Raw genomic sequence first — 15,631 nt, 5'->3', positions numbered from 1 at the left:
CACGGCCGAGGTCGCGGGCCCGGCGCCCCGGCGCCCAGGAACTGCTCGGCTTCGCCGCCGTCGGGCTCCTCGCGTACGCCGCCGACCTCGCCCTCTTCGTCTGGCTGCGCGGCCCCGTCGGACTGGACCCGCTCACCGCCAAGGCCCTGTCGTTCGTGGCGGGCTGCTCGGTCGCGTACGCGGGCAACGCGCTCGGCACCTACCGCCACACGTCGACGGGCGGCCTGCGCCGGTACGCGGTCTTCTTCGCGGTGAACGTCGCCGGCGCCCTCGTCCAGCTGCTGTGCATCCTCATCAGTCACTACGGCCTCGGTTTCACCTCCCCGCGCGCGGACACGGTGTCGGGTTCGGGAATCGGCATGGCGCTTGCCACTGTCCTGCGGTTTTGGGGTACCCGGACATTGGTTTTCCGAGGCGAGGGCAGAGTCGGATCATGGACTGGCTGAAAAAGCTCCCCGGCGTGGGCCCGTTGGTCGCACGTCTGATGGACACGCACGCGTGGCGCTCGTACGAACGGCTGGACCGGGTGAAGTGGACGCGGCTCGCCGCCGCGATGACCTTCATCAGCTTCGTCGCGCTGTTCCCGCTGATCACCGTCGCCGCGGCGATCGCCGCCGCGACGCTCGACAAGGAGGGGCAGGAGAAGCTGCAGGAGAAGATCGCCGAGCAGGTGCCGGGCATCTCCGACCAGCTCGACATCGGCGGTCTCGTCGACAACGCCGGCACGGTCGGACTCATCGCGGGCGCGCTGCTGCTGTTCACCGGCATCGGCTGGGTCGGTTCGATGCGCGAGTGCCTGCGCGCGGTCTGGGAGCTGCCGGACGAGGAGGAGAACCCCTTCCTGCGCAAGGTCAAGGACGGCGGCGTACTCGTCGGCCTCGGCGGCGCCGTGCTCGTCACCCTCGCCGCCTCCACCGTCGCGTCGAGCACGGTGGGCTGGACGGCCCGGCAGTTCGGCATCGACGAGGACGGCTGGGGCGGGGTGCTGCTGCAGACCGCCGCGTTCGCCGTGGCCGTCCTCGCCGACTTCCTGCTGCTCCTGTACGTCCTGACGCTGCTGCCCGGAGTCCAGCCCGCGCGGCGTCGCCTCGTCGTCGCCGCGCTCATCGGCGCGGCCGGGTTCGAGCTGCTGAAACTGCTGCTCAGCGGCTATATGCAGGGCGTCGCGTCGAAGAGCATGTACGGGGCGTTCGGGGTACCCATCGCACTGCTCCTGTGGATCAACTTCACCTCGAAGCTGCTGTTGTACTGCGCCGCCTGGACGGCGACGCAGCACGAGGAGCCGGCCGGGTCCGAAGAGTCGGCCGAGCCCGACGACTCCGCCGCGGAGGACGGACCGGCCGGGTCCGGCGGATCCACCGGGTCCGGCACGGTCGCCGACGCCGGCGGAGCCACCGGCATCGGCAGGTCCGCCGGTGTCAGCGGCGGCGGCGCATCAGGTCGGGCAGCGGCCAGCGGCGGTTGATCACGAAGACACCGGCCGCGAGGAGCACGAGGACGCCGCCCGTGATCGCCAGCGCGATGCCGACACCGCTCGAACCGTGCGTCTCGGCCGAGGCCGCGACGGGCTTCGAGGGGGCCTCGCCGTCGCCCGGACCGCCCGCCTCGCCGGAGGCGTTCGCGCCCGGCTGCGCGTCCGTGTCCGCGCTCTTCGGCGGCACCAGCTCGCCCACCGGGTCGACCTTGCCGGACGCCTGGAAGCCCCAGTCGAGGAGCTTCGCGGCCTCCTTGTAGACCTGGTCGCGCTCCTCCTTCTCGGGGTTCATGACCGTGACGAGCAGCACCTTGCCGTCGCGCTCGGCGACACCCGTGAAGGTCGAGCCCGCATTCGTCGTGTTGCCGTTCTTCACACCTGCGATGCCCTTGTAGGCGTCGAGACCGTAGTCACCGGTGAGCAGCCGGTTGGTGTTCTGGATCTCGAAGGACTCGCGGGTCGTCTTGCCCTTCTTGTTCTTCTTGGTCTCGCCGGGGAACTTCGCGCGGACCGTCGAGCAGTACTCCCGGAAGTCCTTCTTCTGCAGGCCGGAGCGGGCGAACAGGGTCAGGTCGTACGCCGATGACACCTGCCCCTTCTCGTCGTACCCGTCCGGGCTGACCACGGTCGTGTCGAGGGCCTGGAGCTCCTCCGCGTGCGCGTTCATGTCCTTGACGGTCTGGTCGACGCCCTTGTTCATCGCGGACAGGACGCGGACCGCGTCGTTGCCGGAGCGAAGGAAGACGCCGAGCCACAGGTCGTGGACCGTGTACGTCTCGTCCTCCTTTATGCCCACCATGCTGGAGCCCGAGCCGATGCCCGCCAGGTCGGACGGCACGACCTTGTGCTTCTCCGCCTTCGGGAACTTCGGCAGCAGGGTGTCCGCGAACAGCATCTTCAGCGTGCTGGCCGGAGGCAGCCGCCAGTGCGCGTTGTGAGAGGCGAGGACATCGCCCGACTCGGCGTCCGCGACGATCCAGGAACGGGCGCTCAGGTCCTTCGGGAGGACGGGGGCGCCGGTGCCGAGGTTCGCCTGGGTGCCGGACCGGCCGAGCTGGGCGCCGCCCACGGTCGACATGTCCGCCGGGGGCGTGGCCGACGGGCTGGTCGACGACTTGCCCGACGGCGAGGTCGACGTCGACGGAGTCGCCGACGGAGTCGAGGAGGGCTTGTCGTCCGCGAGGGCCGGCGCGGTGGCGGTCGCGGTGAGCGCGAGCGAGAACGACAACAGGGTGGCGGAGGTGACCAGCAAGGAGGACTTGGCGGTCTTTTTCATGGCGGGCACGGTCGAGAACGTACAGGGCGAGGGGTGGGAAGTCGCGCGGTGCTCCCCACCGTGGCGCGTACCGCCGCAGTCGTTCCCGCTGTGGTCCTCCCCACCCCGGGCGCCGGTGCCGTTCGACGGCGGCGATACTGAACCCATGAAGCTCAGCCGTCCCGTCTCCTGGTTCCTGCTCGCCTTCGGAGTGTGGAGCTGGGTCATCTGGATCACTTTCGTCAAGAACCTGTGGAAGGACGGGAGTGGGCTCGCGTTCGACGACGCGGGCGATCCGACCGGGTACTTCTGGGTGCACCTGACGCTCGCCGTTGTCTCCTTTGTCTTGGGGACGGTCGTCGGGGGCATCGGGTTGCGCGGTGTTCGAGCCTTGCGTCACACGTCATAACGGGGAGTCTCCGCGTGATCATCGTGTTCGTGGTCCTGGTCCTGGCCGTGTTCGGCGGTCTGCACTGGTACGTGTGGCGCCGGATGGTGCGCGACACGACGGCGCGGCCGGGCGTGGCGCGTCGGGTGGGCACGGCCCTGGTCGTCGGCGGGCCGTTCCTCATGTTCGCGGCGATCGCGTCCGAGCGGGGCGGGGCACCGTTCTGGCTGCAGCAGGTGCTGGCCTGGCCGGGGTTCCTGTGGATGGCCTTCTCGCTCTATCTCCTGCTGGGGTTGCTGGTGGGGGAGGTCGTACGGCCGTTGCTCCGGCGGGCGCTGGAGCGGCGTTCGACGCCCGCGGTGGAGCCGGTGGGCGTACGCGAGGACGCACCCGTACGCACGCGAGTTCCCGACCTGGAAGCCGAGCCCTCCTCAGAGCCAGAGACGCGCTCCGAAGCCGGAGCAGAGGCCGGAGCCGGAGCCGAGGCCGGGGCCAAGCCCGGGCCCGCCGAGAAGCCGGAGCCCGCGGCCACCGGCCCCTCGCGTCGCCTCTTCGTCTCGCGCGTGGTCAGCGGGGCCGCCGCTGCCGCGGCCGTGGGAACGGTCGGATACGGGACGTACGGCGTCCTGCGCGGGCCCAAGGTGAAGCGGGTGACCGTGCCGCTCGCGAAACTCCCCAGGTCGGCCCACGGTTACCGCATCGCCGTCGTCAGCGATGTGCACCTCGGGCCCATACTCGGGCGTGGGTTCGCGCAGAAGGTGGTCGACACGATCAACTCGACGCAGCCCGACCTCATCGCGGTCGTGGGTGACCTCGTCGACGGCAGCGTGAAGGATCTCGGCCCCGCGGCCGCGCCCCTCGCCCAGTTGAAGGCACGGCACGGGTCGTTCTTCGTCACGGGCAATCACGAGTACTTCTCCGGTGCCGAGGAGTGGGTCGCGCGCGTACGGGAGTTGGGGCTGCGCCCGCTGGAGAACGCCCGTACGGAGCTGGCCGATTTCGATCTCGCCGGGGTCAACGACGTGGCCGGTGAGGACGAGGGGCAGGGGCCCGACTTCGTCAAGGCGCTCGGGGACCGGGACCGGTCGCGGGCATGTGTGTTGCTGGCACACCAGCCGGTGCAGATCCATGACGCCGTGGACCATGGGGTGGATCTCCAGCTCTCGGGGCACACGCACGGCGGCCAGCTGTGGCCCGGCAGCCTCATCGCGGATCAGGCCAATCCGACCCTCGCGGGCCTGGAGCGGTACGGGGACACGCAGTTGTACGTGTCGGGGGGCGCCGGTGCCTGGGGGCCGCCCACTCGGGTGGGCGCGCCGTCCGACATCACCGTCGTGGAGCTGGCTTCCCGGCAGGCCTGAAGCGCGCACGTCACACCTGGGAGCGAGCTGTGAAAGCGGCCGGAAACCATCGCTTGGTCAGCTTTCTCCCAACACTCCCCATAAGCCTTCCCCCGCCTGAAAACCCTGTGGTTGAGTGCCTCGCGCCACCGGGGAGTGGCACGAGGAGCCACTGGGGGAGTGGCGGGATCGAGCCACGGGACAGTGGCTCCAGGAGGGGCGCCGATGCGATCGGTTCGCATACGGATTCTCGCGGTGGTTCTGGTGCTGGTCGCCGTGGGTGTGGGCGGCTGGCAGCAGCTGCCGACGGGCGGCGGCGGGGCCATCACCGTCGGTACGACGGACGCGGTGACGGCCCTCGATCCGGCGGGCGCCTACGACGCCGGGTCCTGGGACCTGTTCAGCAACGTCTTCCAGTCGCTGCTGACCTTCGAGCCGGGCGGCGCGGACCCCGTGCCCGACGCGGCCAGGAGCTGCGGATTCGTCGGTGCGGGCCTGACCACGTACCGGTGCACGCTGAAGGAGGGCATCACGTTTCCCAGCGGGCGCAGGATGACCGCCGAGGACGTGAAGTTCTCCTTCGGCCGGGTCAGGTCCATCGACTCGCCCGTGGGGCCCGCCTCGTTGTTCGACACGGTGGGTTCGGTGGACGCGGAAGGGCTGACCGTCACCTTCCATCTGTCGTCGCCGGACGCCACGTTCCCGTTCAAGGTCGCCACCGGTGCCGGTTCGATCGTCGACCGCACCCGCTACTCCGGGCACTCGCTGCGTACCGGCAACGGGGTCGACGGCTCGGGACCGTACACGCTGAAGACGTACACGAAGGATCAGCGGGCCGTTCTGACGCCGAACTCCCGCTATCGGGGGGCGGCGCAGAGCAAGGGTGAATCCGCCGTCGTGCGCTACTACGCGACCCCCGAGAAGCTCGACGCGGCCTGGAAGGCCAGGAAGGTCGACGTCGTCGCACGCACGCTGCCGCCCAAGGTGCTCGCCGGGCTGTCGCCGAGCGATCCCGGCCATCGCGTCACGGAGGCGGCCGGCGCCGAGACCCGCAATCTGTACCTCGACGTGCGGGCCGGATCACCGCTCCACGACCGCCGCGTACGGCAGGCGCTGGCCCTGCTGGTCGACCGCGACGAGCTGGCCGCCACGACGTACCGGGGCACGGTGGATCCGCTGTACTCGCTGATCCCCGCCGGTATCACCGGGCACACGGCCTCCTTCTTCGACGCCTACCCGAAACCCGATCCCGCGCGGGCGAAGGCACTGCTCGCCGCAGCCGGGGTGAAGACACCCGTGCGCTTCACCTACGGCTACGCGAAGGGGAGGGACGCGGCCGGGGCGGAAGCCGCCGAGCTCAAACGGCAGCTGGAGCGGGGCGGACTGTTCCAGGTGACGCTCAAGGGCTACGAGTGGACCGACTTCCAGAAGCGGTACGCGGACGGCGAGCTGGACGCGTACGCCGTCGGGTGGGTCGCAGACTTCCCCGACCCGGACAACTTCACCGCGCCGCTGGTCGGCACCGGCGGCAGCATGAAGAACGGCTACAGCAGCAAGGACGTGGACCGGCGGATTCAGGACAGCCGGCAGTACGCGGACCGCAGTCGTACGGAGGGGGACTTCCGGGCGGTCCAGGACGACGTCGCCCGCGATGTTCCGCTCGTTCCGCTGTGGCAGCGCAAGGACTACGTACTGAGCAGCGAGGCCGTGGGCGGCGGACAGTACCTGTCGGACGGCACCGGGGTCTTCCGGCTGTGGAGCCTCGACCGGATCTGACTCGTTCGCGCGGGGTTGACGGTTGCGTCAGTGACGCGATGGGCTCACCCCAGGGGCGCGGGGCTGAGCGCCCGTCAGGGGCGCGGGGAACTGCGCGACAAGCCCCCACGGCCCTGCAGATCACAACGCACCGTTCGCCCCCGAACAATCAACCGCAAGCCTTCGCGGGCAACGTAACCGTCACCGCCAACCCCTCCCCCGGAGCCGTCCGCACCACCACCTCACCACCATGAGCCATGGCCACCCCCTGGACGATGGCCATGCCGAGCCCACTGCCCGCACCCCCACCCGCCCGGAAGAACCGGTCGAAGATGCGCGAGGCATCATCCTCGTCAAGGCCCGGCCCCTCGTCGGCGACACAGAGCCGGACGACCCCGTCGACCCGCTCAAGACCGAGCGTGACAGCGACAGACGCAGGCGTGTGCGTCCGTACGTTCGCCACGAGGTTGCCCAGGATCTGGCGCAGCCCCGACTCGTCGGCGTGTATCAGCAGGGCCCCGTCCGCGCCCACGGACACCGGCCGCTCGGGCTGCTGGGCCCGCAGATCCTCGGCCGCGTCACGCACGAGACGGCTCAGGTCGACGTTCTTGAAGCGCAGTTCGGGCTGCTGGTCGAGGCGGGCCAGGGTGAGCAGCTCGTCGACCAGGCGGGCCATGCGGTCGGCCTCACCGGTCATCCGGTCCCAGGCCCGCTTGCGCTCGCCCGGCTCGCGCAGCATGCCCTTGTCGTACAGCTGGAGGTAGCCGCGGATCGCCGACAGGGGCGTACGCAGCTCGTGGGAGGCGTCCGCGACGAAGCGGCGCAGCTGTGTGGCGCTGCGCTCGCGGGTGCGGTACGCCGACTCGACCTGGTGGAGCATCGAGTTGAGGGCGAGCCGCAGCTGCTCGACCTCCTGGGTGGGGTGGTGGCTGGAGGGCACGCGCCGGGCCAGATCCCCCTCGGCGATCGCCGACGACGTCTCGACCATGTCCTCCAGGGGCCGCAGCCGGCGGCTCACGCTGAGCATGGTCAGTACGGCGAGGAGCGCCAACAGCAGGGCACCGAAGGTCAGATCGAGCTTGAGGGCCTTGGCCATGCCCTTGTGCAGGGCGTCCGTCGAGCTGGCCAGCAGGATGGTCGTGCCGTCCGTGAGGGAGATGCCTATGACCCGGAACGGGGCGCCGTCCACGGTCACGTCCTGTGGCTCGGCGTCGCCGGTGAGGGACTGGGGGTCGTCCACGGCCGCGGCCAGCGCCCGCTGGTTCTCCGTCGGTTCGAAGTTGCCGATGGTGAGGGTGCGTCCCGTCCTGTCGACCATGGCGAACAGGGAGTCCGAGTTCGGCGGCCCCTGCGACTCCGGGATCTTCCCGTCGCGGACGAAGGCCAGCGCGCTCATCGAGTCGATCTGCCGCGCCGTGAGCTGCGTACTCCCCAGTGAGTCCCGTGTCTTGAACAGCTCCGAGTCGATCTGGTCCAGCAGGTAGTACCGCATGCCCATCAGGCTGACCGCCGTCGCCACGATGATGCCGAGCGCCAGCAAGGCCACGTTGGCCAGCGTCAGCTTGCCGCGCAGCGAGTGGATGCCACGGCTGTGGTGGTGGCGGAAGATCATGCGAGCCCGTATCCGACGCCCCGGCGGGTCGTGATCACCGGGGCGCCGAGGGCGTCGAGCTTGCGGCGCAGATAGCTGATGTACGTCTCCACGACGGTCGACTCGGCCGAGTGCTCGTACTGCCAGACGTGGCGCAGGAGCTGCTCCTTGGGGACGATCCGGCCGCCGTTGCGCACGAGGAAGCGCAGGAGCGCGTACTCGGTGGGGGTGAGCTCGACCGAGAGGCCCGCGCGGTGCACCGAGTACGTCGTCTCGTCCAGCTCCAGGTCTCCGTAGCGCAGGGGCGGGCGCTCGGGGAGGACGTCGGCCGGGCGGGTGCGGCGCAGGACCGCGGTGATGCGGGCGATCACCTCGTCGATGTTGAACGGCTTGGTGATGTAGTCGTCGCCGAAGGCGAGCGCGCCGACGATCTCGGTGGGCGCGTCCCGCGCGGTCAGGAACACCAGGGCCAGGTCGGGCTGTTTCGCGCGCAGTTCGCGGCCCAGTGCCCGGCCGTCGCCGTCCGGGAGCATCACGTCGAGGAGCGCGGCGTCCGGGCGGGTGCGCTCGGCCAGCGTCAGCGCCTGGCGCACGGTCCCCGCCGTCATCACCTCGAAGCGGTGGTAGCGCAGAGCGATGGCCAGGACGTCCGCGATGCTCGGTTCGTCCTCGACGACCAGGACGGTCGCCCCCTCGTGAGCGGTCATGTCCCCAGTATCGGCGCGGGCACCGACAACGGGGCCGGGTCGTGCCTTGGAGTTCCTTGTGAGTCATGGCCGAGTCGTGTCCACGGGTGCGCGCCACCCCGATGCTGAGCCGCAGGACCTGGGGGACCGACCGACGAACGACTAAGGAGCGTTGAGGCGTGACGACATTGGCACGGTGGTGCTATCGGCACCGGCTGGTGGTCCTGTTGTTGTGGGTGGGGGCACTGTTGGGGCTCGGCTTCGCGGGATCCGCCGCGGGCACGAACTACGCGGACACCTTCACTCTTCCGAACACGGACTCCACGCGCGCGTACGACCTGATGGAGAAGGCCTTCCCGGAGAGGTCGGGCGACACCGACACGGTGGTGTGGAAGGTCGACGACGGATCCGTACGGGACGATTCCGTACGCTCCCGGATCGAGCCCGCCCTTGAAGAGATCGGGCGGATGAAGGGCGTCGGCGACGTCAGCAGCCCGTACGCCGCCCAGGGGGCCACGCAGATCAGTGAGAACGGGCGGATCGCCTACGCCCAGGTGACCTTCACCGAGCAGGCGAACGGCGTCCCCAAGGAGCTGGTCCAGGACGTCGTCGACACGTCGCAGGACGCCGAACGCGCCGGTCTCCAGGTGGAGCTGGGCGGTCAGGCGATCACTCGGATCCAGGAGCCGCCCACCGGGATCGCCGAGATGGTCGGCATCATGGCCGCGGCGGTCGTCCTCTTCCTCGCCTTCGGCTCGCTCTTCGCGATGCTGCTGCCGCTCGTCGTCGCGATCGCGGCCCTCGGCACCGGCCTGATGGCGACCTCGCTGCTCAGCCATGTGACCGACGTGCCCGAAGTGGCCCCGCTGCTCGGCTCGTTGATCGGTCTCGGCGTGGGCATCGACTACGCGCTGTTCATCGTGACGCGGCACCGCCGGGGCATCCTGCGCGGCATGAAGCCCGAGGAGTCCGCCGTCACGGCCCTCAACACCTCGGGCCGTGCCGTGCTGTTCGCGGGCGGCACGGTGTGCATCGCGCTCGCCGGAATGCTCGTGATGAACATGCGCTTCCTGGACGGCGTGGTCGTCGCGACCTCGCTGACCGTCGTGCTCAGCGTTCTCGCCGCGACCACCCTGCTGCCCGCGCTCCTCGGCCTGCTCGGGATGCGCGTCCTCAGCCGCAAGCAGCGGCGCAGGCTCGCCGCGACGGGACCGGAGCCGGCCGAGGCGAGCGGCCTCGCGGCACGCTGGTCCATGTACGTGCAGAAGAGGCCGCGCTCGATCGCCGCCGGGGCACTGGTCGTGATGGTGATCCTCGCGCTGCCCGTCCTGTCGATCCGGCTCGGCGCCACCGACCAGGGCAACCACAAGGACTCGACGACGACGCGCCAGGCGTACGACCTGCTCGCCGAGGGCTTCGGGCCCGGCTTCAACGGCCCGCTCCAGGTGGTCGTGGACGGCGGTGACACGGACGCGCTCGTGTCGACGATCCGCTCGACCGAGGGCGTCGCCCAGGTCGCCGCCGCGCCGCCCTCCCAGGGCGTCACGGTGATCCAGGTCGTGCCCACCACGTCACCGCAGTCCGAGAAGACGGACCAGCTGATCGACCGGCTGCGGGACGACGTGATCCCGGAGTCCGGAACCGAGGCCCACGTGGGCGGGGTGACCGCCGTCTTCAAGGACTTCGCGGCCGTGACGGGGGACCGGCTGCCGTACTTCGTCGCGGCGATCATCACGCTCGGCTTCCTGCTGCTGATGGTGGCCTTCCGCTCCCTGGTGGTGCCGCTGACGGCAGCCCTGATGAACCTGATCGCGGCCGCCGCGTCCTTCGGAGTGCTCGTCGCGATCTTCCAGTGGGGCTGGGGCACGGGACTCCTCGGCCTCGGCAAGGAGGGGCCGATCACCGCCTTCCTGCCGGTCATCATGCTGTCGCTGCTCTTCGGGCTCTCGATGGACTACCAGGTGTTCCTGGTGAGCCGCATGCACGAGGAGTGGGTGCACACCAAGGACAACGCGCGGGCGGTCCGGGTCGGCCTCGCCGAGACCAGCCGGGTCATCAACTGCGCGGCCCTGATCATGATCTGCGTCTTCTCCGCGTTCGTCCTCAGCGGCGACATGGAGGGCGCGATGGCGGGCATCGGGCTCGCGGCGGCGGTCGCGCTGGACGCGTTCATCCTGCGTACGGCGCTGGTGCCGGCCGCGATGCACCTCCTGGGGAACTCCAACTGGTGGCTGCCCGCCGGTCTGGAGAAGCGGCTGCCGCACCTGGCGGTGGAGCCCCGCGAGGAGGAGGTTTCCGAGCCCCACGCGCGCGTGGCCGACGCCGACGGCGGTTCGACCGTGATCCACGGCTTCGTCCGCACCCCGGACGGCGCACCTGTCGAGGGCGCCGCGCTGACCCTGCTCTCCAAGGGCGGCCGTCAGCTCGACCGGGTGACGTCGCTGGCCGACGGCTCGTACATCGTCTCGGTGCCCTCCGCGGGCTCGTACCTGCTGGCCGTGACGGCCGCCGAGCACCCCTCCCGCGCCCGGCACGTGATGGTCGGCGCCGAACCGCTGGTGTACGACGTCGAGCTGGCGGAGGACGAGGTGGACGCCGTGAACTGACCGCGCGGGGCGCTATTCCGCGGACTTCCTGGCGGGGTCGGGCAGTGCGTTCGTCATCCCCGGCAGGAAGTCCGTGAACAGCCCGTGCACCTCGCGGACCAGGGGCCGCAGCACCCGGAAGCGGGCCAGCGAGACGCCGAGCGAGGTGAGCCGGGCACCTCGTTCGGCGAGCCGGTAACTGCGCTCGCGGCCCTCCGTGCGGTCGAAGACCCAGTACAGGACGAGACCCATCTGGGAGAGCCACAGCAACTCGGGGAGCACCTCCCGCAGTTCCTCGGGGATCTTCGCCTTGGAGCCCGCCAGCACCTCGCGGCAGACCGCGATGGCCTCCACGCGCGCGTGCTCCGACTCGGCGGAGAACGGGCTGAGCGGGCTGTCCGGATCGGCGGCGTTCTTGAAGAACTGCACCGCGAACTCGTGGTACGGCGTCGCCACGTCCAGCCACGCCTTCAGCACCCCGGCGATCCGCGCCTCCAGGTCCTTCTCCTGGTCCAGGACTTCGCGGACCGCCACCCTGTGCTCGGCGGCGAGCCGGTCGTAGAACCCCTGGATCAGGTGCTCCTTGCCGGCGAAGTAGTAGTACGCGTTGCCTACGGAGACCCCTGCCTCCTTGGCGATGGCCCGCATCGTCGTCTTCTCGTAGCCCCGCTCCTGGAACAGGCGCATCGCCGTCTCCAGGATCAGGGCCCGGGTCTGCTCGCTCTTGGCGGGCGTACGGGACGGCCGGGCGGGACCCTCCGGCTCCGCGGGGCCGTCCGGACGACTGGCACTGTCTTTCGCTGCTGGCACGGGACAGAGCCTAACGAGGCGCGCAGGTGTCGCTGTCGCAGGCGGGTGCGTTGTAGGTCCACCCCGTGGCCGGCGAGTACTGCCATCCGTCGGCCCCGTAGTACGCGCCTCCGCCCCAGGCGCCGTGCCTGCGTGCCCACTGACCCTCACGCCACTTGGCGGCGGCGAGGACCGCGCCGCGAGCGAGCCGCGCCCCGGCCGGGGTGCTGAACCGGTGGGCCGTCGGGCGGTACTCGGCGAGCGCCCACAGGGTGACGATCCAGGCGGCGGTGCCCCGGTAGACCTGGCCCGAATCGCCGATCACGGTGATCTCGTCGAGCGTCACCGCGTGGTCGAGCCCCGGGAAGCGCCGCATGGCGGCCTCCGAGCCGGCAGGAACCAGGTCCAAGGGAACCAACTGGCGCTGCCGTACGAGCCAGTCGCGCAGGAAGCCGCAGAGCGAGCACTGCGCGTCGTACAGGACGGTGAGCCCGCGGACCGGGACGCGCGCGGCGTCCCGGTCCGGGGTGGCGGCGGTGGCCATCGCGGTCACGCCCCGACCGCCGGGGCGACCCAGTCCTGCGGCGGCACGGGCGGCTGCTGCTCGCGCTCCATGATGCCCCGGCGCCGGATCTTGTTGAGCACGTAGACGTTGCCCAGGTGCATGGCGCCGAGCACCAGGAGCACCACGCCGATCTTCGTCGACAGGGCCTCGAACACCCCGCGGGCGTCGGCGATCTCCTCGTCCTGGCTCAGATAGAGGGCCACGAAGCCCAGGTTCACCAGGTAGAAGCCCACCACCAGCAGGTGGTTGACGGCGTCCGCGAGCTTCTCGTTCCCGTGCAGCACATCCGCCAGAAAGATCCGCCCGTTCTGGCTGAGCGTCCGTGCCACCCAGATCGTCAGCGCCACGCTGACCAGCAGATAGATGACATACGCGACGACCGTGAGGTCCATGTCCCCACCCCTTCCCGACTTCTTGAACGCGTTCAAAACGCGCTGTCGAGGAAGAATGTAGACGTGTTTTTGAACGTGTTCAAGTCAGTTGCTGGGCATGCGTGTGTGACGTGCGGCTCAGGCCGCGAGGGGGTGGGGGAGGAGCCCTGGGGGGCTGGGGTGCGCTCGGTCGGTGCTGGGGGCCGGGGCTCAGCCGGTGCGCGCCAGCTCCGGACGCTTGCCGTAGTCCGTGAAGCCGATGACGTTGCCCCAGGGGTCGGCGATCTCGACGGTCCAGCCGGTGGCCACCGGGAAGGGCTCGTCCAGGGGCTGGATCCCGGCCGCGGTCAGCGCCCGAGCCGTCACCCGCGCGTCCCGCACCTCCAGCCACACGCGGCACGCCGGCCAGGACGGCGGCCGCTGTCCGAGTTCCTCGTCCACGCGCAGCAGCACGCCCGGAGTCTCGTTCCCGACCTTCAGCAGGGCGATCCCGGCCTCGTCCAGGCGGAAGGCCACCGGGAATCCGGCCCGCCCGTAGAAGCCCAGCGCCTCGTCGAGGTTCCCGACGGGCAGCAGCACGTTGTCGAAACCGAGCAGTTCGTACGACTCGTCATCTGACATACCGTCAGAATAGGTCGCCGTCCGCTCAGGGCGAGGGAACCGGCTGCGGCGTCGCGCGCGTGGCGAGCAGCCGCAGCGCCTTCTCCGTCGGAGAGCCGGGCTCCGCCGTGAACGTGACCAGGGTCTGGCCGGGATCGGAGGGCAGCGGCAGCGACTCGTAGTGCAGCCACATCTCGCCCGCCACCGGGTGGATGATGTGCTTCACGCCTTGACTTGCTCTCCCAGCTGAAGCAGGGAGATTCTGGCCTTCCGGTCCGGTGCTGTGCCGCGTAGCGGCACAGCACCGGACCGGACTCCGTGGCTTCCTGCTTCTTCGCGCTGTGCCAGAACCGTGGGTTCTGGTCTCACCTGCGCTCGACAGGCTGTCACCGCCAGTCCGGCGGCCTGCTTGACGTTGATCGCGGCGTTGTGGTCGCGGTCGTGGACGGTGCCGCACGCGCTGCACGTCCAGGTGCGTACATGCAGAGGTTTGGGCCCGTCCTTGATGCCGCACGCCGAGCACACCTGGCTGGTGGGCTCGAACCGGCCGACCTTCACGAAGGTGCGCCCGTACCGCTGCGCTTTGTACTCCAGCATCGCCAGGAAGGAGGCCCATCCGGCGTCGTGGACCGCCTTGCCGAGCCGGGTGCGCGCGAGCCCCTTGACCGCCAGGTCCTCCACGCCGATCCCTTGGTTCTCGCGGATCAGCCGGGTGGACAACTGGTGATGGAACTCGCGGCGGGCATCGGTCACCTGGACGTGCGTCCGGGCCACCTTCAGGCGGGCCTTCTCCCGATTCCTGCTGCCCTTCTGCTTGCGGGACAGCTCCCGCTGGGTCTTCTTCAGTTTCTTCTCGGCCCGGCGCAGAAACCGCGGGCTGTCGATCTTCGTCCCGTCGGACAGGACTGCGAAATGTGTCAGCCCCAGGTCGATGCCGACACTCGGCAGGTCCTCGGCATCGGGCATCCGCGCCAGGTCCGCGTCCGGGTCGGTTTCGATCACGAACGAGGCGAAGTACCGGCCCGCCGCGTCCCGGACGACGGTCACACTGGACGGGACCGACGGCAGGGTGCGTGACCAGCGCACCCTCACCTCGCCGACCTTCGGCAGGAGCAGCCGCCCCGCCCCGGTGATCCTCCAGCGCGCATTGGCGGTGAACCGGATCGCCTGCCGGGCATCCCGCTTCGACTTGAAACGCGGTGCCCCAACCCGCGCCCCCTTGCGGGCGCCCTTGAGGGAGGCGAAGAAGTTGGTGTAGGCACGCTCGACATCACGCAGCGCCTGCTGCAATACCACCGCCGACACCTCGGCCAGCCAAGCCCGCTCCGGCGTGCTCTTCGCCTGAGTGACCAGCATCGTCGACAAAACGGCCGCGCCCGGATACGGGGCGCCCTCCCGCCGAGCCCGCTCCCGGGCGGCAACCGCGTCGTTGTACACCACCCGCGCGCACCCGAACGCCCGGGCCAGCGCAGCGCGCTGGCCCCGACCCGGGTCGAGTCGGAAGGCATACCGAAGCTGCATGATCCGGACGCTAACACCCACCACCGACACTCCATGCCGGATCGGCCGAACCCGGATCTGCCGTAACGATCCGGCGGCCCGGGTGGAGCGTTTCCCGGCTCCGCCGGGACGCTTCCGCTGTGCTCCGCAATGAACCGGGCCGACAACTACTTCGTCGAGTAGCGGGCGTTGACGGACCCCGCGCTGCGCCGCCGCCGCAAGTGGCGCGGACGATACGGATGCCGTGCGGCGGGGCCCTGAAACCGGGTCCCCGCCGCCGGTTCATCGCCCCGCGGTGACTGATTGTCAGTGGTGCCTCGTACTGTCGACGGCATGGGAATGGTGACGTTCGTCGACGAGACGACAAGCGGGGACCGCGGTGCGGGCTGGGGGCTGGAGATCGCCGAGGAGCGGCTCGCACTGCGCGAGTTGATCCGGCGGCGGGTCTTCCAGGAGGTCGCCGAGTTCAACGCGCGTACGCCGGAGGTGTTCCAGGGACTCGTGCAGCCCAAGGACACCGAGCGGGTGCTGAACGGGTACGCGTTGCGGACGCCCCGGCGGATAGACCCCGAGGTCCAGACCGAGCTGGCGCTCAAGGCCTTCGCGGGGAACGGGTTCCTGGTGCTGGTGGGGGACCGGCAGTTCACCGACCTCGACGAGGAGATCGAGCTGAAGCTCGGCACCGAGGTCACGTTCCTGAAGCTCGTCGCGCTGGTGGGTGGCTGATGGCGT

At 70.2% G+C, this 15,631-nt stretch carries 16 protein-coding genes; 7 read left to right on the top strand and 9 right to left on the bottom strand.

The annotated features are described in order from the left end of the window. Positions 1-41 precede the first annotated feature (41 nt). Together O3Q52_RS13540 and O3Q52_RS13535 are read left to right on the top strand one after the other, a co-directional pair. Positions 42-446, top strand: a complete 405-nt coding sequence (locus O3Q52_RS13540; protein WP_269649021.1) for a GtrA family protein — start codon at positions 42-44, stop codon at positions 444-446. Continuing rightward, a complete protein-coding gene (locus O3Q52_RS13535) occupies positions 434-1,465 on the top strand; it encodes a YihY/virulence factor BrkB family protein (protein ID WP_269649017.1) in 1,032 nt (343 codons plus the stop codon). Before O3Q52_RS13540 ends, O3Q52_RS13535 begins: the two co-directional genes overlap by 13 nt. On the opposite strand, the gene O3Q52_RS13530 is transcribed toward O3Q52_RS13535, so the two are convergent. Continuing rightward, positions 1,419-2,759, bottom strand: coding sequence for a D-alanyl-D-alanine carboxypeptidase (locus O3Q52_RS13530; RefSeq protein WP_332112901.1), 1,341 nt, complete (start codon positions 2,757-2,759; stop codon positions 1,419-1,421). The genes O3Q52_RS13535 and O3Q52_RS13530 overlap by 47 nt on opposite strands. Positions 2,760-2,895: 136 nt before the next feature. On the opposite strand from O3Q52_RS13530, the gene O3Q52_RS13525 reads away from it, so the two are divergent. The 3 genes from O3Q52_RS13525 (at position 2,896) to O3Q52_RS13515 (ending at position 6,233) form a co-directional block, all read left to right on the top strand. Continuing rightward, positions 2,896-3,138, top strand: coding sequence for an SCO4848 family membrane protein (locus tag O3Q52_RS13525; RefSeq protein ID WP_055615755.1), 243 nt, complete (start codon positions 2,896-2,898; stop codon positions 3,136-3,138). 14 nt (positions 3,139-3,152) lie between these two features. Then, complete coding sequence (locus tag O3Q52_RS13520) at positions 3,153-4,478, top strand: metallophosphoesterase (protein WP_269649015.1); 1,326 nt, start codon at positions 3,153-3,155, stop codon at positions 4,476-4,478. A 204-nt stretch (positions 4,479-4,682) separates the two neighbouring features. Next, on the top strand, positions 4,683-6,233 hold the full coding sequence (locus tag O3Q52_RS13515; protein WP_269649014.1) for an ABC transporter substrate-binding protein: 1,551 nt from the start codon (positions 4,683-4,685) through the stop codon (positions 6,231-6,233). 148 nt (positions 6,234-6,381) lie between these two features. On the opposite strand, the gene O3Q52_RS13510 is transcribed toward O3Q52_RS13515, so the two are convergent. Next, positions 6,382-7,824: a HAMP domain-containing sensor histidine kinase gene (locus tag O3Q52_RS13510; protein ID WP_269649013.1), complete on the bottom strand. Its 1,443-nt coding sequence runs from the start codon at positions 7,822-7,824 to the stop codon at positions 6,382-6,384. Then, entirely contained in the window at positions 7,821-8,510 is a 690-nt protein-coding gene (locus O3Q52_RS13505; RefSeq protein ID WP_269649012.1) for a response regulator transcription factor, read from the bottom strand. Before O3Q52_RS13505 ends, O3Q52_RS13510 begins: the two co-directional genes overlap by 4 nt. A 167-nt stretch (positions 8,511-8,677) precedes the next feature. Between O3Q52_RS13505 and O3Q52_RS13500 the strand changes: the two genes are divergently transcribed. Further along, positions 8,678-11,095 (top strand): MMPL family transporter, encoded by a 2,418-nt coding sequence (locus tag O3Q52_RS13500; protein WP_269649020.1) that lies wholly within the window; start codon positions 8,678-8,680, stop codon positions 11,093-11,095. Between the two features lie 12 nt (positions 11,096-11,107). Here the strand turns inward: O3Q52_RS13500 and O3Q52_RS13495 are convergent, their stop codons facing one another. The 6 genes from O3Q52_RS13495 to O3Q52_RS13470 form a co-directional block, all read right to left on the bottom strand. After that, a complete protein-coding gene (locus O3Q52_RS13495) occupies positions 11,108-11,884 on the bottom strand; it encodes a TetR/AcrR family transcriptional regulator (RefSeq protein WP_269649011.1) in 777 nt (258 codons plus the stop codon). Positions 11,885-11,894: 10 nt separating this feature from the next. Then, entirely contained in the window at positions 11,895-12,407 is a 513-nt protein-coding gene (locus O3Q52_RS13490) for a thiol-disulfide oxidoreductase DCC family protein (RefSeq protein WP_269649019.1), read from the bottom strand. A gap of 5 nt (positions 12,408-12,412) precedes the next feature. Further along, on the bottom strand, positions 12,413-12,820 hold the full coding sequence (locus O3Q52_RS13485; RefSeq protein ID WP_189837261.1) for a hypothetical protein: 408 nt from the start codon (positions 12,818-12,820) through the stop codon (positions 12,413-12,415). Between the two features lie 189 nt (positions 12,821-13,009). Then, the gene (locus tag O3Q52_RS13480; RefSeq protein WP_269649010.1) at positions 13,010-13,420 is read right to left on the bottom strand and encodes a VOC family protein; all 411 of its coding nucleotides are present in this window, start codon (positions 13,418-13,420) and stop codon (positions 13,010-13,012) included. Between the two features lie 25 nt (positions 13,421-13,445). After that, positions 13,446-13,625, bottom strand: coding sequence for a hypothetical protein (locus O3Q52_RS13475; protein WP_269649009.1), 180 nt, complete (start codon positions 13,623-13,625; stop codon positions 13,446-13,448). Next, positions 13,622-14,920, bottom strand: a complete 1,299-nt coding sequence (locus tag O3Q52_RS13470; RefSeq protein WP_269649008.1) for an RNA-guided endonuclease TnpB family protein — start codon at positions 14,918-14,920, stop codon at positions 13,622-13,624. The genes O3Q52_RS13475 and O3Q52_RS13470 overlap by 4 nt, the downstream gene beginning before the upstream one ends. 312 nt (positions 14,921-15,232) lie before the next feature. Between O3Q52_RS13470 and O3Q52_RS13465 the strand changes: the two genes are divergently transcribed. Then, the gene (locus O3Q52_RS13465; RefSeq protein ID WP_266759415.1) at positions 15,233-15,625 is read left to right on the top strand and encodes a hypothetical protein; all 393 of its coding nucleotides are present in this window, start codon (positions 15,233-15,235) and stop codon (positions 15,623-15,625) included. Positions 15,626-15,631 lie beyond the last annotated feature (6 nt).

The sequence above is a fragment of the Streptomyces sp. ActVer genome, assembly GCF_027270795.1.
Lineage (GTDB): Bacteria > Actinomycetota > Actinomycetes > Streptomycetales > Streptomycetaceae > Streptomyces > Streptomyces umbrinus_A.
This window is presented reverse-complemented; position numbering and strand designations above follow the sequence as displayed.